This window comes from Streptomyces sp. CA189, assembly GCF_056428985.1.
The window spans coordinates 106,321-123,709 of record NZ_JBWJVM010000005.1; the positions used below are offsets into that span (position 1 = coordinate 106,321).

Here is a 17,389-nt window from a genome sequence, read left to right on the forward strand (position 1 = left end):
TCGAATTCCGTCGATGCGCCCACGCGTGTTGGATAGTTGCACTATCCTCATCGCGTGGATCAGCTGATCGTCGAAGACCCGACCCGTATCGGCCCGTACCGTCTGATCGCCCGGCTGGGCGCCGGCGGCATGGGCCTGGTCTACCTCGGCCGCTCCGAGGGCGGGCGCACCGTCGCCGTGAAGGTCGTGCAGGCCGAGTACGCCGGGAACCCGGAGTTCCGCAGGCGCTTCGCCCGGGAGGTGGCCGCTGCGCGGCGGGTGGGCGGGAGTTGGACCGCGGCCGTCCTCGACGCCGACCCGGAGGCCGCCGTGCCCTGGGTGGCGACCCAGTACATCCCGGGGCCCGACCTGCACGCCGTGGTCGCCAAGGACTTCGGGCCGCTGCCCGAGCACTCCGTGCGCACCCTCGCCAACCGCCTCGCCCTCGCCCTGCAGGCCGTGCACGAGGCGGGCCTGATCCACCGCGACCTCAAGCCCTCCAACGTCCTGGTCACCGTCGACGGCCCGCGCGTCATCGACTTCGGCATCGCCCGGGCGATGGACAGCCTCGCCGGGGACAGCCTGCTCACCCATACCGGCATGCTGATCGGATCGGCCGGCTTCATGTCGCCCGAGCAGGTCCGCGGCCTCGAACTCACGCCCGCCAGCGATGTCTTCTGCCTCGGGGCCGTCCTCGTCTACGCCGCCACCGGACGGCTCCTCTTCGGCGCCGCGGACACCGGCCTCAACGCCCACCTCTTCCGGGTCGCCGAGGAGGAGGCGGACCTGACCGGCGTACCGGAGGGGCTCGTCGAGCTCGTACGCGCCTGCCTGCACAAGGACCCGGCCCTGCGGCCCACCCCCGTGCAGGTCGCCGAGCGCACGGCGACCGACCGGGCCGGGGAGTGGCTGCCGGGCACGGTGCTCGCCCAACTCGGCCGCCACGCCGCCGAGCTGCTGGACTTCGCCCCCGCGACGCCCGCCGAGCCCCCCGCCGCGCAGGCCGACCCCCGTGTCCCGCCCGCGCGGCCCGAGCCCTGGATCCCGGTGCCCCCGCCGCCCGAGTACGCCCCCACGGCGCCCGCGGACTTCGGCCCCGCGCGGGGGTTCGGGCCGCCCCCGGTCCCCACCGGCGGCGGCTGGGCCGCGACGCCGTCCACGGCCGCCGGGGAGCCCGCCTCCCCGTACGCCAAGCGCCGGCGGGGCCTGGTGGTCGCCGCCCTCGCGCAGCTGATGGTGGTGTTCCAAGCGACGCTCTTCAGCGTGGCGTTGCCGGAGCTCCACGCGGACCTGCGCCTCAGCGGACCCGGTCCGTTCTTCCTCGCCTACGCGGTCGCCTTCGGCGCGGTGCTCCTGCTCGGCGGGCACCTCGTGGACCTCGTGGGGCGGCGGACGACGATGCTCATCGGCCTGGTTGGATTCGCGGCGGCCTCCGCGCTCGGCGGCGCGGCCGGCGGTTTCGGCGGGGTGCTCGTCGCGGCCCGCGTCCTGCAGGGCGTCTTCGGCGCGCTCGTGACACCGGCCGGGCTCGCCCTGGTGGCCGCGGGCTTCACCGACCCCAAGGAACGCGGCAAGGCCTTCGGGATCTACGCCGCGCTCGTAGGCGGCGGTTCCGCGCTCGTGCTGTTCGCGAGCGGATGGCTCGTCGCGGCCCTGGCCTGGGAGGTGGCGCTGTTCGCCGCCGTCCCCGTCGCAGTGATCGCCCTGATCTGCGCACTCGGCCTGCCGCACGACCGCCCGGCCCCCGGCGGCGCCCGCCTCGACGTGCCCGGAGTGCTGCTCGGCACCGGCGCGGTCGCCGCCCTCCTCTACGGCTTCGGCGCGAGCGAGACGCACGGCTGGGGCGTCCCCCTGGTGTTGATCCCGGTCGCGGTCGGCGCCGTCCTGCTCGTGGTCTTCCTGCGGTGGCAGACCAGGTCTCCGCACCCGCTCCTGCCGCCGTACGTTCTCACGGACCGCAGCCGCGCCGGCAGCCTCCTCGCCCTGCTTCTGGCCGGGGCCGGGCTCCTCGTCCTGTTCCTGTCGGTGAGCTACTACCTGCAGTACGTACTCGGCTACCCCCCGAGCACGGTCGGGTTGCTGTTGCTCCCCATGTTCGCGGCGGTCGTCATCGGGTCCACCCAGATCTCCGGCCGACTGCTCCACCGCGCCGCGCCCGGCGTCCTGATCGCGGCCGGGCTGGTGCTCGTGGCCGCCGGACTCCTGCTCCTGGCCGGCCTGGAGGTCCAGGGCGCGTACGAGGCCCAGGTGCTGCCCGGTACGATCCTCGCCGGCCTGGGCACCGGCCTGGCCTTCGCCCCGATCCTGGCCACCGCGACCGCCGGCGTCGCCCCCCGGCACATCGGGGCCGCCGCGGCGGCCGTCATGACGGCCCACCAGCTGGGCGAGGCGGTCGGCGGCACGGTGATCGCCTCCGTCTTCGCCGGCCTCCCGCAGATCGGGTCGGAAGGCGAGATGGACGAGTACCTGGTGGGCGGCTACACCGCCACCCTCTGGTGGGCGTTCGGCGGCGTGCTGCTCGCGGCCCTGATCGCGGGCCTGACGGTCAACGCCGGGCCCGCACGGAGCGAGGCCGGGCAGGCTGCCGGGACGCCCCGGTGAGCCGCCGCCCGCAGGCGCTCAGTGCCTGCCGTGCACGAGGGTGAACACGGCGCCCTCGGGGTCCGTGACCACGGCCAGCCGCCCGCTCAGGCCCTCGCGCGGGGGCTGGACGATCCGGCCGCCGAGCCGCAGGACCAGGGCGGCGGCCGCGTCGGTGTCCTCGACCTCGAAGTACGTCATCCAGTGCGGCCCGCGGTCGTGGGGCAGGGAGCGGCCGACCCCGTGGACGGCTGCCACCGGCCGGCCCCGCAGGGACAGCGTGAGGTAGTCGAAGTCCTCGCAGGAGTCGGGGTGCGCCAGGGCCTCGTGGCCGAAGACGTGCTCGTAGAACTTCCCGACCGTCGAGGTGTCCTGCGTGACCAGCTCGTGCCACACCGGGGTGCCGGGCCCCCCGGCCAGTTGCGTGCCGAGGTGGGACGCCGCCTGCCAGAGCCCGAAGATCGCGCCCAGCGGGTCCGAGCAGATCGCCACCCGTCCCGCGATCCCGGCGTCCAGCGGGCCCACCGCGACGGTGCCGCCGCAGGAGCGGATGGATTCGGCCGTGGCGTCGGCGTCGTCCGTGGCGAGGTACGTGGTCCAGGCCACCGGGAGCTGCCGGTCCGGCGGCATCTCGCCGATGCCGGCCACCTCCCGCCCGTCGAGCATGGCCCGGACGTACGGGCCGAGCTGCTCGGGGCCGGGCTCGTACTCCCAGCCGAACAGGTCGGCGTAGAATTCCTCGGTGGTGCCGAGGCCGTGCACCATCAGGCTCGCCCAGCACGGCGTGCCGGGCGTGCGCCGCGTTGCTTCCGATGCCTCGGTCATGTCAGCCGTCTCCTCCGTCGTCACGCTCGTGACCTTTCCCGGAGCTGATGCTTCCACTCCAGGGGGCCCGGCGCGCCCCGACCGGCCGGGTTTCCCGGGAGCCGGGAGAGATGTCCGGATCAGTGCGGCCCGTCCCGGCCCGTCGATGTACTGCTTGTTACGCGGAGTGTGTGGCGGAGAGCAAAATGGCCCGCATGACTGCGAACCCGCCCCGCTCCCCGCTCGTCTCCGCCGCCGCCCTGAAGGAGGAGCTGGCCGGCCCGCTGCCGCCGGTTCTCCTCGACGTCCGCTGGCAGCTCGGGGGCCCGAACCTGCGGCCCGAGTACGAGGCCGGACACCTCCCGAACGCCGTCTACGTCGACCTCGACGCGGAACTCGCAGGCCCGGCGGGCTCCGGCGGCCGGCACCCGCTGCCGGATCCCGAGGAGTTCGGAGCGGTGATGCGGCGGGCCGGGGTCTCGGCGGACGCGCCGGTGGTCGTGTACGACGGCGGCCAGGGCTGGGCGGCGGCGCGCGCGTGGTGGCTGTTGCGCTGGACGGGTCACCCCCGCGTGCGGGTCCTGGACGGGGGACTGGCCGCGTGGAAGGCCGGTGACGGTCCGCTGTCGGCCGAGGTCACTCCTGTGAGCGAGGGTGATTTCAAGCCAAATCCGGGTGCCATCGGACTGCTGGACGCGGACGGGGCGGCCGCGCTGGCCCGGACGGGTGTGCTGCTGGACGCACGGGCGGGCGAGCGGTACCGGGGCGAGGTCGAACCGATCGACCCGGTCGGCGGCCACATCCCCGGAGCGGTGTCGGCGCCGACCACGGAGAACGCGGGACCCGACGGCCTGTTCCTGGACCGCGACGCCCTGCGGGCCCGCTTCGAAGGCCTGGGCGTGCACGCCGACACCGCCACCCCGGTCGGGGTCTACTGCGGCTCGGGCGTCTCGGGGGCCCACGAGGTCCTGGCGCTCGCGGCGGCGGGCATCCCGGCGGCGCTGTACGCGGGCAGCTGGTCGGAATGGTCCGCCGACCCGGCACGCGAGGTGGCGGTCGGCGAGCTGCCGGGCTAGGTGCTCGGCACCGGGCCCCGATGGCGGCTTCCACCATCGGGGCCCGGGCCGCGCTACTCCTGCTTCTTGCGGCGGGTGCCGAAGACGATCTCGTCCCAGCTCGGCACCGCCGCGCGGCGGCCGGGGCGCACCCCGTCGGCCTCCGCCTGCCGGTCGGTCGTGCCCGTCAGCCGGTCCCGGTGTCCCGCCACGGTGCGCGGCATCAGCACGTCCGCGTACGCGGAACCCGCACCGGCCGACGCCGAGGCGGCGGGCGCCTCCTCCACCTCCGGCTCCGTCACCGGCTCCGGAACCACCAGGTCGCCGCGGAAGCTCGGGACCGCCTCCAGCAGGGCCGTCAGCGTGTCCCGCTCCTCCTCGGCCTCCGGCTCCGGCGGGGGAGCGGGCGCAGTGGGCCGTTCCATCTGGCGGTCGAGCGCCCGGTCCAGCGGCCGGTCCCGGGGCAGCCGCGCGATCCTCGGCACGAACGGGAAGCTCGGCTCCGGGGTCGCCGGCAGGTCGTCCGACTCGCCGATGAGCGAGCGGGCCTCGTCGTCCACGGCCACGACCAGCCGGCGCGGCGGGTCGTACGTCCAGCTCGCCGAGTGCGGTTCGCCCGCGACCCGGTAGACCAGCAGGACCTCCCAGGTGCCGTCGTCGCGGCGCCAGGAGTCCCACTGGACGGATTCCTTCTCGGCCCCGCGCAGCGAGAGCCTCTCCTGCACGGCCTCGCCGAGCTGGGGCCCGGTGTTCTCGCCGGGCCGGCGCACGGGGGTCTTGCGGGCCCGCTCGGCCATGAACGCGCGCTCGGCGAGCACGGGGCCCTCGAAGCGGCGTACCCGGTCGACGGGGATGCCGGCCATCTGGGCGACCTCCTCCGCGGAGGCACCGGCTCGTATGCGGGCCTGGATGTCGCGGGGGCGGAGGTGGCTCTCCACCTCGATCTCGATCTGGTTCAGGCGCGCACGGTCGTTGCGCACGGCAGCCCGGAGACGCTCGTCGATCGGAAGCGTGTACTCCGTGCTGTCCGCAGCCTTGAGCACCAGTCGTGTGCCGTCATTTGAGACGGCCACGACACGCAGTTCGGGCATGGGGACCTCCCGGGTGGTGCCTGCCGACGTCACGTGCGTCGCTGCTTCCGCTAGTCGAGTGTGGCCTGCCCGGGTGCAGCCTGCCACTACCTTGCCGAGTTAAACCGGCGTGTCGGGCATGCGCCCTTGATCGCTGTTATGGCACGGTTACCTGTTGGGCACGCACAGTGACCGAACGATTACTGTGCGCAGCAGGATCCCGTGCAATACCGCGGCATCGCTGGTCTCGAGTGCCGTTTTTCCATCAGCCGGCCCCCTCTCCCGAGTCCGGACATCCGAAAGGAAGGACGGCCCCAGGGCTCGCCACAGTACTCCATTCGGGCCACCTGGGTGGACCGCCGCGCCGCCGAACTTGTCCCGGACGGCGGGAGTTGGGCTGCCCTGGATCGGGTCCACATCCGGCCGGACCTGGCCGTGCGCCCGTTTTCGGGTGTCCTGCTTCACAGAATCTCCGGAAACGGAACTATCCGTTTCGCTGATGTGTCAGTACTGGAGAAGGCGTTGGAGCGCGAGGGGCAGGACACGCAGGGGATGGCGATGGGTCAGAAGACGGTGCTGGACGTCGAGCCGGAGCGGGAGAAGGAGAAGAAGAAGCTCGACCTGAGTGCGGCTCAGGTCGCGGGTTCCTCCCTCGCCACGGTCGCGGCGGCCCTGCTCGCCTCGCAGCTGGGCGTCTACGGGACCATCCTCGGCGCCGGCGTGGTGAGCGTGGTGGCCACCGCGGGCGGGCCCGTCATCCAGCACCTCTTCCGCCGCACCGGCGACCAGCTGCGCGAGACGGCCCGGCCGAAGGCCCGTCAGGTCCCGGTGGACGGGCCCGGGTCCGCCCCCGCGGGGCGGACGCCGGACGGCACGATGCTGCTGGGCACCGTCCCCGCCGGCGGGCCGCAGCCCGACGAGGAGTTCGGCGAGGGCACGGTCCACGGCACGCGGATGCGGGGCTGGAAGCGGACGGCGGTGGCCTCCGGAGCCGCCTTCGTCATAGCGCTCGGCGGCCTGGGGACCTACGAGGCGGTGGCCGGCACCTCGGTGAGCGCGGACGGCAAGACGCTCCTCACCGGCGGCGTCGGCACGGCCCGCGACCACAAGCCGGACCCGCCGCAGGATCCGACGGGCACCGGCACCGGTGAGAAGGGCGAGAAGACCCCGGACACCGGGAACTCCCCGAGCCCCTCGCACTCGACGGGCGGCCAGAGCCCGACGCCCGACCCCTCGCACTCCCCGGACCCGACGCCGACCCCGACCCCGCCGAAGCCCACCCCGACGCCGACCCCCACGCCCACCCCGACTCCCACGCCGGGCACCGGCAAGCCGACGCCGAGCACCGGCACGGGCAGCGGGTCGGGCGCGGACGCCGGCACCGGCACCGGCACCGGCCAGGAGACGCCGACGCCCTGAGGGCTCAGTCCCCCAGAACGCGCCGCAGGTAGTCGTTGCCGAAGACCCGGTCCGGGTCCAGCCGGTCCCGGAGCGTGGTGAACTCCCCGAAGCGCGGGTACGCCCCGGCGAAGTACTCCGCGTCCCGCGTGTGCACCTTGCCCCAGTGCGGCCGCCCGCCGTACTCGGTGAAGATCCGCTCGGCGGCCGTGAAGTAGGCCTGGTACGGGGTGCCCTTGTACATGTGCACCGCGATGTACGCGGTCTCGCGGCCCGAGGCCGTCGACAGGGTGATGTCGTCCGCCGGAGCCGTCCGCACCTCCACCGGGAAGCTGATCCGCAGGCCGGAGCGGTCCACCACGGCCTTCAGCTCCCGCAGCGCCTCGACGACGCGCTCGCGCGGAAGGGCGTACTCCATCTCCACGAACCGCACCCGGCGCGGACTGGTGAACACCTTGTACGGGATGTCCGTGTAGGTGCGCGCCGACAGGGCGCGGCTCGCGATCCGGGCGATGGAGGGGATGGCCGCCGGGACGGCGCGGCCGAAGGAGTTGACGGCCTGGAAGAGCCCGTTGGACAGCAGCTCGTCCTCGACCCAGGCGGAGACCGCTCCGGGCGGGGCGGCCGGGCCCTGGCTGCGGTTGTTGCGCTTGGTGTTGCAGTTGCCGGTGTGCGGGAACCAGTAGAACTCGAAGTGCTCGTTCTCCGCGTGGTGCTGGTCGAACTCGGCCGTCACCCGGTCGAAGCTCATCGGCTCCTCACGGGCGGTCAGGAAGAAGAGCGGCTCCACGGCGAAGGTGAGGGAGGTGACCACGCCGAGCGCCCCGATGCCGAGGCGGGCCGCGGCGAAGACGGCGCGTTCCTCGTCGGCACTCTCCTCGGAGCAGGTGAGCAGCCGCCCGTCCGCCGTGACCAGCTCCAGGCCGCGGATCTGGGCGGCGATGGAGGCCGAGTCGCGGCCGGTTCCGTGGGTGCCGGTGCTGGTGGCGCCGGAAACCGTCTGCTCCATGATGTCGCCCATGTTGGCGAGCGACAGGCCCTCTTTGGCGAGGGCCAGGTTGAGGTCCTTGAGGACCGTGCCCGCCGCCACGGTGACGGTGCCGGCCTTCCGGTCGATCGCCTGGATCCCGGCGAGCGCCTGCGGGCGGATCAGTACGCCGTCGGTCGCGGCGGCCGCGGTGAAGGAGTGGCCGGTGCCGACCGCCTTCACCTTCAGCCCGTCCGAGGCGGCCCGGCGGACCGCCTCCTGGAGCTCCCCGACCGATGCCGGGGTGACCACGCGCGCGGGCGTGGCGCTGACGTTGCCCGCCCAGTTATGCCACGCGGCGGTCCTTGTCCCGCTGCTGCCTGCTGTCCCCGTCGTCGCCATCGTTGGAAGGCTCCTCCCCTTGCGCCGACCTCGTCAGCCGGCGGTAACCCGCGAACGCAACCGCCGCCGCGGCGGTCCCCGCCGAGATGGAGACGACGTACCCGGTCTTCGCGCCGGCGGCGTCGATGACCCAGCCGGCCGCGGAGGAGCCGAGCGCTACCCCGACCGCGAGGCCGGTGCTGATCCAGGTCATGCCCTCGGTCAGCTTCGCGCGTGGTACGTGCGCCTCGATCAGGGCCATCGTGGTGATCATCGTGGGAGCGATGGCGAGGCCCGAGACGAAGAGCGCCACGGCCAGAAACGGAAGGTTCCCGGCCAGTAGGAGGGGGATCATACTCACGGCCATCGCACAGATGCCCAGCACCCACCTGCGTTCCGGCTTGCCCTTGAGGTGCAGCAGGCCGAAGACGATGCCGGCGAGGCAGGAGCCGACCGCCCAGATGGCGAGGATGAAGCTGGCGGCGGCCTTGTGTCCCTGCTCGTCGGCGAAGGCCAGCGTGACCACGTCGATGGAGCCGAAGATGGCGCCGGTGGCCACGAAGGTGGCCATCAGCACCTGGAGTCCGGGGGAGCGCAGCGCCGAGGTCCGGTCGGAGTCCTCGCCGCGCGGGTGCGGGGCCGGCTCGGTGGCGCGCTGGGCGGTCAGCCACCACACGCCCACCAGCAGGCAGACCCCGGCGACCAGCGGGCCCGCCTCGGGGAACCAGGTGGTGGAGAGCCCGATGGCGAGGATCGGCCCGAAGATGAAGCAGACCTCGTCCAGGACGGACTCCAGGGAGTACGCCGTGTGCAGTTCGCGCGGCGAGTCCCGGTAGATGGCCGTCCACCGGGCGCGGATCATCGAGCCCACGCTGGGGACGCAGCCGGCGAGCGCGGCGAAGACGAACAGGGTCCAGTCGGGCGTGTTGTTGGCCGCGCACAGCAGCAGCCCGGAGATGGCCAGGAGCGCGAGCAGGGTCGCCGGACGCAGGACGCGGCGCTGGCCGTACTGGTCGACCAGGCGGGAGACCTGCGGGCCGAGCGCCGCCGCGGAGAGCGCGAGGGTGGCGGTGAGGGCGCCGGCCAGCGAGTAGCGGCCGGTGAGCTCGGAGATCATCGTCAGGATGCCGATGCCGACCATGGAGAGCGGCAGCCGGCCTATGAGGCCGGCCGCGCTGAAGCCCCGGCTCCCGGGGGTGGCGAAGATCGCGCGGTAGGGACTGGGCAAGGTGCCCTCCGTAAGGGACGTCATTGGCCCATACAGGTTACGGCCGCACCCAAGCCGCCCGCGCGGGGAGGAACCGGACAGCGGCCGAAGGGGCCCGTACCCCGGTCCGGGCGGTCCCGGAGGCCGGGCCTGTTTTCCGCGGGGCGGCGGCGGGTGGCAGGATTCGAGGCATGTCTGACCAGCTCCGCGCCTCCGCCGCCGGCTCGGCCGAAGGCCCCGCCGCCCCCTACGACGCCCTCCTGCTGCTGTCCTTCGGCGGCCCCGAGGGGCCCGACGACGTCGTGCCGTTCCTGGAGAACGTCACCCGGGGCCGCGGCATCCCGCGCGAGCGGCTCAAGGAGGTCGGGCAGCACTACTTCGGCTTCGGCGGGGTCAGCCCGATCAACGGCCAGAACCGCGAACTGCTGGACGCCCTGCGCAAGGACTTCGCCGGGCACGGGCTGGACCTGCCCGTCTACTGGGGCAACCGCAACTGGGCCCCGTACCTGAACGACGTGATGCGCGAGATGGCCGCCGACGGGCACCGCCGCATCGCGGTGCTCGCGACCAGCGCGTACGCCTCGTACTCGGGCTGCCGGCAGTACCGCGAGAACCTCGCCGACGCGCTCGCCCTGCTCGTCGAAGAGGGCGTGGCCGAGGCGGACCTGCCGAAGGTCGACAAACTGCGGCACTACTTCAACCACCCCGGCTTCGTACAGCCCATGATCGACGGGGTGCTCGCCTCGCTGGCGTCGCTGCCCGCGGAAGTCCGCGCCGGGGCGCACCTGGCCTTCACCACGCACTCCATCCCGAACGCGGCCGCGGACACCTCCGGCCCGGTGGCGGACCACACCGACAACGGCGAGGGCGGGGCCTACGTCAAGCAGCACCTGGACGTCGCGAAGCTGATCGCCGACGCGGTCCGCGCGGAGACCGGCACCGAGCTGCCCTGGGAGCTCGTCTACCAGTCGCGCAGCGGCGCCCCGCACATCCCGTGGCTGGAACCGGACATCTGCGACCACCTGGAGGCCCTGCACGCGGCGGGCGCCCCGGCGGTGGTCATGGTGCCGATCGGCTTCGTCTCGGACCACATGGAGGTGCTGTACGACCTCGACACGGAGGCGACGGCGAAGGCCGCCGAGCTGGGGCTGCCCATCGCCCGCTCGGCCACGGTCGGCGCCGACCCCCGCTTCGCGGCGGCGGTACGGGACCTCGTGCTGGAGCGGGCCGCGGCGGAACGCGGGGAAGCCGTGGAGCGCTGCGCGCTCGGGCTGCTCGGGGCGAGCCACGACCTGTGCGCGGTGGGCTGCTGCCCGGCGCGCGGGCCCCGGCCGGCGGCCGCGGGCGTGGACAGCCCGTACGCGTAGCCGCCGGTGTGCGCAGAGAAGTCCGCAGAAGTCGATGAACGGGAGCCGGGCGTGATCTCCGAAGAGCTGAAGACCGAACTGCTGGACGTGGCCCTGGAGGCGGCCGGCCGGGCGGGCGCGCTGCTGAGGGACGGGCGGCCCGCCGATCTGGCGGTGGCCTCGACCAAGTCGAGCCCGATCGACGTGGTGACCGAGATGGACATCGCGGCCGAGAAGCTGATCACCGGCATCCTCGGGGAGCGGCGGCCCGAGGACGGGCTGCTGGGCGAGGAGGGCTCGGAATCGGCCGGCACCAGCGGCGTGCGGTGGGTCATCGACCCGCTGGACGGCACGGTGAACTACCTCTACGGGCTGCCGACCTGGGGCGTGTCCATCGCGGCCGAGTACCGCGGCGAGACGGTGGCCGGCGTCGTGGCGGCGCCGATGCGCGGGGAGACGTACCACGCGGTCCTGGGGCGCGGGGCCTGGCTGGGCGGGGTACGGCTCGCCTGCCGGCCGGCGGCTCCGCTGGACCAGGCGCTGATCGGCACCGGTTTCGCGTACGTCCAGAGCCGTCGGGCGCACCAGGCCGACGTCGCGCAGCGGATCATCCCACTGGTCCGGGACGTCCGGCGCGGCGGTTCGGCGGCGATCGACCTGTGCGACGTGGCCGCCGGGCGGCTGGACGGGTACTGGGAGCGCGGGCTGAACCCCTGGGACCTGGCGGCGGGCGAGCTGATCGCGCGGGAGGCCGGCGCGGTGACGGGCGGCCGGCCCGGGGAGCCCGCCTCGGGCGAGCTCGCGCTGGCCGCGACCCCCGCGGTGTTCGCCTCGCTGCGGCCGCTGCTGGAGGAAGCCGGGGCCTGGCACGACTGAGCGGGCGCGCCCCCGGGGCGGGTTCCGGGGCGGGTTCCGGGGCGTGAAGGAACCCCGGCGGCCGGGTGGCGGCCTCCGGGGTCCGGGGGAGTGTGGGTAACGGCGGCTGGAGTCAGCAGGCGGAGACGGTGACCGGAACGCCGTGATCGGCGGCGATGCGCTGGAGGTCTTCCAGCTCCGCCTGTTCCACTTCCACGAGGAAGTCGTCGCCCGTCTCGCGAGCCTGCCTGAGGTCCGACTGCGTGCTCCTGATGCGCTGCAGGAGACCCGCGGTGAATGCGTCCATGGTGGGTTCGCCCCCTCTTCGTGGGTCGGCGGCGGCACGTGGCGGTCCGCCGTCAGGGAGTGTTCGGGGTGTGAAGTCGTCCTCCCCGCCGCTCTGGACCCAGAAACCTCGTAAGGCGAGGGAATCCTCACTTCCGTCCCCCGGGTCACCCCCGAACGGCGTCTTACAGCCGGTTTACCGGCGAAAGGGGCAGGATGGAGGCCACATGACACGCTGCCCTGACGGGCTCTGAGGAAGGAAACGACGTGCGCGTACTCGTCGTCGAGGACGAGCAGCTGCTCGCCGATGCGGTGGCCACCGGACTGCGCCGGGAGGCCATGGCCGTGGACGTCGTGTACGACGGCGCCGCGGCACTGGAGCGCGTCGGAGTGAACGACTACGACGTGGTCGTGCTCGACCGGGACCTCCCGCTCGTCCACGGCGACGACGTGTGCCGGAAGATCGTCGAGCTCGGCATGCCCACCCGCGTGCTCATGCTGACGGCCTCCGGCGACGTGAGCGACCGGGTCGAGGGCCTGGAGATCGGGGCGGACGACTATCTGCCCAAGCCCTTCGCGTTCACCGAGCTGACCGCGCGGGTACGGGCCCTGGGCCGCCGCACCACGGTCGCGCTGCCCCCGGTGCTGGAGCGCGCCGGGATCAAGCTGGACCCGAACCGGCGCGAGGTGTTCCGCGAGGGCAAGGAGGTGCAGCTGGCACCGAAGGAGTTCGCGGTGCTGGAGGTCCTCATGCGCAGCGAGGGCACGGTCGTGTCCGCCGAGCAGCTCCTGGAGAAGGCGTGGGACGAGAACACGGATCCCTTCACCAACGTGGTGCGCGTGACGGTGATGACGCTGCGCCGCAAGCTGGGGGAGCCGCCGGTCATCGTGACCGTCCCCGGTTCCGGCTACCGGATCTGACGCGGGTGGCAGCGACCCCGGCGCCACCGGCGGCGCCACCGAAACCGACCTGGGACCCCGGCCAGCCCGAGGGTCCTTTCCCTTGGCTGCGGCCGACCATCCGGATACGTCTCACGCTGCTGTACGGCGGGATGTTCCTGATCGCCGGCATCCTGCTGCTGTCGATCATCTACCTGCTGGCGGCGCAGGCGCTGCGGCAGGGCAACGCGCTGCCGTTCACCATCGTGGGCGGCGGCCCGATCCAGGTCACGAGCAGCTGCCCCGGCGTGAGCGGCACGGGCCAGATGCCCGACCAGTTCAACGCCGCGATCAACACGTGCATCCTCGAACAGCGCCGGCACGCGCTGGACGACCTGCTGAGCCGGTCCCTGATGGCCCTGATGGGCCTCAGCATCATCGCCTTCGCCTTCGGCTACGCGATGGCCGGCCGGGTGCTCTCGCCGCTCGGCAAGATCACCCGGACCGCCCGCCGGGTGGTCGGCTCCGACCTCACCCGGCGGATCGAGCTGGACGGGCCGGACGACGAGCTCAAGGAGCTCGCCGACACCTTCGACGAGATGCTGGACCGGCTGGAGCGGGCCTTCACGGCCCAGCAGCGGTTCGTGGCCAACGCCTCGCACGAGCTGCGGACCCCGCTGGCCATCAACCGGACGCTGCTGGAGGTGCACCTCTCCGATCCCGGGGCACCGGTGGAGCTGCAGCAGCTGGGCAAGACCCTGCTCGCCACCAACGAGCGCAGCGAGCAGCTGGTCGAGGGCCTGCTGCTGCTGGCCCGCAGCGACAACCAGATCATCGAGCGCAAGCCCGTGGACCTGGCGGAGGTGGCCTCGCGCGCCCTCGACCAGGCGCGCGGGGAGGCGCAGGCCAAGGGCGTGGAGATCCGCGGGGAGCGCGCGCTGGCCGTCGTCCAGGGCAACGGCGTGCTGCTGGAGCGGATCGCGCTCAACCTGGTGCAGAACGCCGTCCGCTACAACGTGCCCGAGGGCGGCTGGGTGGAGGTCACCACCGAGGCCGTGCACGGGCAGGCGGTCCTGCTGGTATCGAACACGGGTCCCGTGGTTCCCGCGTACGAGGTGGACAACCTCTTCGAGCCCTTCAGGCGGCTGCGTACGGAGCGCACGGGCAGCGACAAGGGTGTCGGGCTCGGCCTCTCCATCGCGCGCTCCGTGGCGCGCGCACACGGCGGGAGGATCCAGGCGGTACCGCGCGAGGGCGGTGGCCTCGTGATGCGTGTCACTCTGCCCTTGTGAGCGCGACCACCCCGTGTTCGCTGTTGGCTGAATGCTTGGGTCATGAAGGCAGTGACTTCTGTGCGATCGATCACAGTGTCGAGTGTCCGGCCCTATGCGCTCAGTGACCTTGGGAGGGCCGGAAAGCCCGGGAAGTCCGGGTTTCCGGCCCCCCTAGCGGCGGGAAATACATGGGGTGGCGTTTGTGCAAGACGGCCCCCGGACCGTGTACGGTCCCGGTCGTCATCCCAGCCAATCGCTCTTCCGAATGTGCGGCTGGGTGTCGATTGAGTAACAGACCTTGATGTGAGGCAAAATCTCCGCCTCAGGTCGGGCACAAGTCCGGCCTCTCGCGCGTTACGTGCGCTGAGACACCCGCTAAATCCCAGAGGGGGAGAGCGAACTATGGCAACGGACTACGACACCCCGCGCAAGACCGACGACGACGTAGACAACGACAGCATCGAAGAGCTGAAGGCTCGTCGCAACGAGAAGTCGTCCTCGAACGTCGACCTGGACGAAATCGACAACGCGGAGGGCCTCGACCTGCCCGGCGCAGACCTCTCCAACGAGGAACTGGCCGTTCGGGTCCTGCCCAAGCAGGCCGACGAGTTCACCTGCACGAGCTGCTTCCTGGTGCACCACCGCAGCCAGCTTGCGCGCGAGAAGAACGGTCAGCCGATCTGCCGCGAATGCGACTGAGAGGCGTCGGCCGTGACTGGCTCGACACCATTTCGGAAGCGGCGCTTCCGAAAAGCTGGTGATCCGGCGGAGACGCGCGAGGGAACCGAGGGCCTGGAGACAGGCCCTGGAGCCCCCGGCGTACCCGCCGTGCTCCCCGACACCGCCGAGGCGGTGCCGTCGGCCTCCGAGGCCGGCGAGGGGCCCCGGAAGCACTCCGGGGTCCGTCGGCTGCAAGCCGTCAAGAACGGTGTGCGCAAGGGCGGCGAAAGTGCCAGGGCCGCCGCCCTTTACCTCACCGACCGAGTCATCGAGAACGCACCACGCGTTCCGGTTCGGGACCTCGCGACCCTGCGCGCGCAGTTCCCGGGCCTCGGGCCCGATCAGCTGGCCGACAAGCTGATCTCGGGCGCCGCCAACGCCACCTCCACGGTCGGCGCCGGGATCGGCGCGGCCGCCATGCTGCCGGTGCCCCCCGCCATGCCGGCCGAGCTGGCCGCCGAGATCACCGGGGTCGCCGCGATCGAGCTGAAGCTCATCGCCGAACTCCACGAGGTCTACGGCCTGCGACCGCCCGGCAACCTCAAGGAGCGCAGCGTCGCCTACCTCACGTCGTGGACGGAGGAGCGCGGGGTCGACCTCACCAAGCCGACCACGCTGAACGCGGCGCTCGGCGGCCAGATGAAGCGCGAACTGCGCCAGCAGATCATGAAGCGGATGTTCCGCAACCTGCCCAACCTGATGCCCTTCATGGTCGGAGCCGCCGTCGGAGCGGTCATGAACCGCCGGGACACCCGCAAACTCGCCGAGAAGGTACGTACGGACCTGCGGGCCCGCGCCGTGCCCTGGAACGCGCTGCCGCAGCTCCCGCCCCTTGAGCGGCCCGCCGAGGCCCTTCCCGAGGCGGCCAGGGCCGCCGTCGAGGGCCGGATGTTCGACCCGCGGGCCATCGACCCGGGCATCGTCGACCCCCGGGACTGAGCCCGGACGGGGTCAGTCCCGGCCCTGCGCCGCGCGGATGGCCGCCACCAGGGCCTGCGGCTCGCGGGTGGAGACGTAGACGTACGGGGTCGGGTCGGCCGGATCGGTGATCTCGACGCGCACCGCCGTCGGCACGTAGCTGCGCATCAGCATGAAGGCGCGGGTGTCGGCCTTGTACGTGCGCCAGGCGCGGGCCTCCTCCGGCTCCAGCACCTCGGGTTCGCCGAGCGCCGTCACCGGGATCCGGGCCTCCCCGGCGGCCAGCGCGCCGCCCACCACGCGCACGCGCTGGGAACCGTACGAACTCACCACCAGCCCCGCCAGCGCGGTGCCCCCGATCAGCCCGGCCAGCATCGGCAGCGTGCCCAGCGGGAGCAGCATGAGCGCGCAGGCCAGGCCGGTGAGGGCGGCGATGGCCCACCAGGAACGGGGGGCTGTCAGACGTTCGTCGTGGTGCGCGGGGGAGAGCTGCATGCGGCCAAGCCTGCCACGAGGCGACCGGCGGGTAGCCGCGCGGGTAAGGTCTGCGGCTGTGAGTGGACGAAACACAGCGTTGACGCCCCCCGCCGATGCCTCGGCGCCGGTGCGGCACCCCGATGCCCCGGCCCCCGGCGAACTCCTCGGCGCGCACTACGAGCACTGCTTCGGCTGCGGCGACGGCCAGCCGCACGGGCTCCACCTGGAGGCCCGCGCGGGCGAGGGCGTGCGCGTCACCGCGGAGTTCACCGTCAAGCCCGCCCATCAGGGTGCGCCCGGCCTCGCGCACGGCGGCGTCCTCGCCACCGCGCTCGACGAGACCCTGGGCTCCCTGAACTGGCTGCTGCGCGTCATCGCCGTCACCGGCCGGCTGGAGACGGACTTCGTCCGGCCCGTGCCCGTGGACACCGTGCTGTACCTGGAGGCCGAGGTCACCGCCGTCGCCGGCCGGAAGATCTACTCCAGCGCGGTCGGCCGAATAGGCGGACCGCAGGGACCGGTCGCGCTGCGCGCCGACGCCCTCTTCATCGAAGTGAAGGTCGACCACTTCATCGACAACGGACGGCCCGAGGAGATCCGGGCGGCGATGGCCGACCCGGACCAGGTCAGGCGCTCACGCGCCTTCGAGGTGAACCCCTGATGTCTGAGAACAACACCGGCGTGGACGTGGCCATCCGGCGCGTCGACCCGGAGGTGCCGATTCCGGCCTACGGGCACCCCGGCGACGCCGGCTGCGATCTGGTCACCACCGTGGCCGCGGAGCTGGAGCCGGGGGAGCGGGCGGTCCTGCCCACCGGGATCTCCATCGCGCTGCCCGAGGGGTACGCGGCGTTCGTGCACCCGCGCTCGGGCCTGGCCGCCCGCTGCGGGCTCGCACTCGTGAATGCCCCCGGGACGGTGGATGCCGGGTACCGTGGGGAGATCAAGGTGATCGTGGTCAATCTCGACCCGCGCGAGAGCGTCAGGTTCGAGCGTTTCGACCGCATTGCCCAGCTGGTTGTCCAGCGAGTCGAGCAGGTGCGCTTCCGCGAGGTGGCGCAGCTTCCCGACTCGGCGCGGGCCGAGGGGGGTTTCGGCTCCACCGGTGGTCATGCGGCCGTGGCCGGATCCGGCGCTGGTCAGCAGGGTGGGAATGGCTACGCTTCGGTCGTATCCGACCGGGAAGGACAGTGA

The 17,389-nt window shown here is 72.8% G+C and carries 17 protein-coding genes; 11 read left to right on the forward strand and 6 right to left on the reverse strand.

Going from position 1 to position 17,389, the window contains the following annotated elements:
• Positions 1-54 precede the first annotated feature (54 nt).
• Positions 55-2,580 carry an MDR family MFS transporter gene (locus tag AC061S_RS06360; protein WP_478684850.1) on the forward strand — a complete coding sequence of 842 codons (2,526 nt, stop codon included), beginning with the start codon at positions 55-57 and terminating at the stop codon, positions 2,578-2,580.
• Between the two features lie 18 nt (positions 2,581-2,598).
• Here AC061S_RS06360 and AC061S_RS06365 read toward each other — a convergent pair whose 3' ends face one another.
• Positions 2,599-3,384 carry a VOC family protein gene (locus tag AC061S_RS06365; protein ID WP_478684851.1) on the reverse strand — a complete coding sequence of 262 codons (786 nt, stop codon included), beginning with the start codon at positions 3,382-3,384 and terminating at the stop codon, positions 2,599-2,601.
• 194 nt (positions 3,385-3,578) lie between these two features.
• Between AC061S_RS06365 and AC061S_RS06370 the strand changes: the two genes are divergently transcribed.
• Positions 3,579-4,439, forward strand: a complete 861-nt coding sequence (locus AC061S_RS06370; protein WP_478684852.1) for a sulfurtransferase — start codon at positions 3,579-3,581, stop codon at positions 4,437-4,439.
• 53 nt (positions 4,440-4,492) lie between these two features.
• Here the strand turns inward: AC061S_RS06370 and sepH are convergent, their stop codons facing one another.
• Positions 4,493-5,509, reverse strand: a complete 1,017-nt coding sequence (gene sepH / locus AC061S_RS06375; protein ID WP_478684853.1) for a septation protein SepH — start codon at positions 5,507-5,509, stop codon at positions 4,493-4,495.
• Between the two features lie 480 nt (positions 5,510-5,989).
• On the opposite strand from sepH, the gene AC061S_RS06380 reads away from it, so the two are divergent.
• The gene (locus AC061S_RS06380) at positions 5,990-6,907 is read left to right on the forward strand and encodes a hypothetical protein (RefSeq protein WP_478684854.1); all 918 of its coding nucleotides are present in this window, start codon (positions 5,990-5,992) and stop codon (positions 6,905-6,907) included.
• Positions 6,908-6,911: 4 nt separating this feature from the next.
• Here the strand turns inward: AC061S_RS06380 and AC061S_RS06385 are convergent, their stop codons facing one another.
• Together AC061S_RS06385 and AC061S_RS06390 are read right to left on the reverse strand one after the other, a co-directional pair.
• Positions 6,912-8,255 carry a D-arabinono-1,4-lactone oxidase gene (locus AC061S_RS06385; protein ID WP_478684855.1) on the reverse strand — a complete coding sequence of 448 codons (1,344 nt, stop codon included), beginning with the start codon at positions 8,253-8,255 and terminating at the stop codon, positions 6,912-6,914.
• Positions 8,200-9,462, reverse strand: coding sequence for an MFS transporter (locus AC061S_RS06390; protein WP_478684856.1), 1,263 nt, complete (start codon positions 9,460-9,462; stop codon positions 8,200-8,202). The genes AC061S_RS06385 and AC061S_RS06390 overlap by 56 nt, the downstream gene beginning before the upstream one ends.
• 170 nt (positions 9,463-9,632) lie before the next feature.
• Here AC061S_RS06390 and AC061S_RS06395 point away from each other — a divergent pair, with 170 nt between their 5' ends.
• Entirely contained in the window at positions 9,633-10,808 is a 1,176-nt protein-coding gene (locus AC061S_RS06395) for a ferrochelatase (protein ID WP_478684857.1), read from the forward strand.
• A 51-nt stretch (positions 10,809-10,859) separates the two neighbouring features.
• A complete protein-coding gene (locus AC061S_RS06400) occupies positions 10,860-11,663 on the forward strand; it encodes an inositol monophosphatase family protein (protein ID WP_478684858.1) in 804 nt (267 codons plus the stop codon).
• 112 nt (positions 11,664-11,775) lie between these two features.
• On the opposite strand, the gene AC061S_RS06405 is transcribed toward AC061S_RS06400, so the two are convergent.
• Positions 11,776-11,949, reverse strand: coding sequence for a hypothetical protein (locus tag AC061S_RS06405; protein ID WP_204357838.1), 174 nt, complete (start codon positions 11,947-11,949; stop codon positions 11,776-11,778).
• 245 nt (positions 11,950-12,194) lie between these two features.
• On the opposite strand from AC061S_RS06405, the gene AC061S_RS06410 reads away from it, so the two are divergent.
• From AC061S_RS06410 to AC061S_RS06425, 4 genes are all read left to right on the forward strand, one after another.
• Positions 12,195-12,848 carry a response regulator transcription factor gene (locus AC061S_RS06410; RefSeq protein WP_112451148.1) on the forward strand — a complete coding sequence of 218 codons (654 nt, stop codon included), beginning with the start codon at positions 12,195-12,197 and terminating at the stop codon, positions 12,846-12,848.
• Positions 12,849-12,853: 5 nt separating this feature from the next.
• Entirely contained in the window at positions 12,854-14,098 is a 1,245-nt protein-coding gene (locus AC061S_RS06415; RefSeq protein WP_243331627.1) for a sensor histidine kinase, read from the forward strand.
• 384 nt (positions 14,099-14,482) lie between these two features.
• Entirely contained in the window at positions 14,483-14,779 is a 297-nt protein-coding gene (locus AC061S_RS06420; protein WP_112451146.1) for a DUF4193 domain-containing protein, read from the forward strand.
• A 12-nt stretch (positions 14,780-14,791) separates the two neighbouring features.
• Positions 14,792-15,739: a hypothetical protein gene (locus AC061S_RS06425; RefSeq protein WP_478684859.1), complete on the forward strand. Its 948-nt coding sequence runs from the start codon at positions 14,792-14,794 to the stop codon at positions 15,737-15,739.
• A 12-nt stretch (positions 15,740-15,751) separates the two neighbouring features.
• Here the strand turns inward: AC061S_RS06425 and AC061S_RS06430 are convergent, their stop codons facing one another.
• On the reverse strand, positions 15,752-16,213 hold the full coding sequence (locus tag AC061S_RS06430) for a DUF3093 domain-containing protein (RefSeq protein ID WP_478684860.1): 462 nt from the start codon (positions 16,211-16,213) through the stop codon (positions 15,752-15,754).
• 58 nt (positions 16,214-16,271) lie between these two features.
• Here AC061S_RS06430 and AC061S_RS06435 point away from each other — a divergent pair, with 58 nt between their 5' ends.
• Positions 16,272-16,856, forward strand: a complete 585-nt coding sequence (locus tag AC061S_RS06435) for a PaaI family thioesterase (protein ID WP_478684861.1) — start codon at positions 16,272-16,274, stop codon at positions 16,854-16,856.
• A complete protein-coding gene (gene dut / locus AC061S_RS06440) occupies positions 16,856-17,389 on the forward strand; it encodes a dUTP diphosphatase (RefSeq protein ID WP_266903881.1) in 534 nt (177 codons plus the stop codon). Before AC061S_RS06435 ends, dut begins: the two co-directional genes overlap by 1 nt.

Bases quoted from the DNA above. Each gene is read 5' to 3' on its own strand.
- sepH (WP_478684853.1), bottom strand. From the start codon at position 5,509: ATGCCCGAACTGCGTGTCGTGGCCGTCTCAAATGACGGCACACGACTG.
- AC061S_RS06430 (WP_478684860.1), bottom strand. From the start codon at position 16,213: ATGCAGCTCTCCCCCGCGCACCACGACGAACGTCTGACAGCCCCCCGT.
- AC061S_RS06420 (WP_112451146.1), top strand. From the start codon at position 14,483: ATGGCAACGGACTACGACACCCCGCGCAAGACCGACGACGACGTAGAC.
- AC061S_RS06370 (WP_478684852.1), top strand. From the start codon at position 3,579: ATGACTGCGAACCCGCCCCGCTCCCCGCTCGTCTCCGCCGCCGCCCTG.
- dut (WP_266903881.1), top strand. From the start codon at position 16,856: ATGTCTGAGAACAACACCGGCGTGGACGTGGCCATCCGGCGCGTCGAC.
- AC061S_RS06365 (WP_478684851.1), bottom strand. From the start codon at position 3,384: ATGACCGAGGCATCGGAAGCAACGCGGCGCACGCCCGGCACGCCGTGC.
- AC061S_RS06385 (WP_478684855.1), bottom strand. From the start codon at position 8,255: ATGGCGACGACGGGGACAGCAGGCAGCAGCGGGACAAGGACCGCCGCG.
- AC061S_RS06395 (WP_478684857.1), top strand. From the start codon at position 9,633: ATGTCTGACCAGCTCCGCGCCTCCGCCGCCGGCTCGGCCGAAGGCCCC.
- AC061S_RS06405 (WP_204357838.1), bottom strand. From the start codon at position 11,949: ATGGACGCATTCACCGCGGGTCTCCTGCAGCGCATCAGGAGCACGCAG.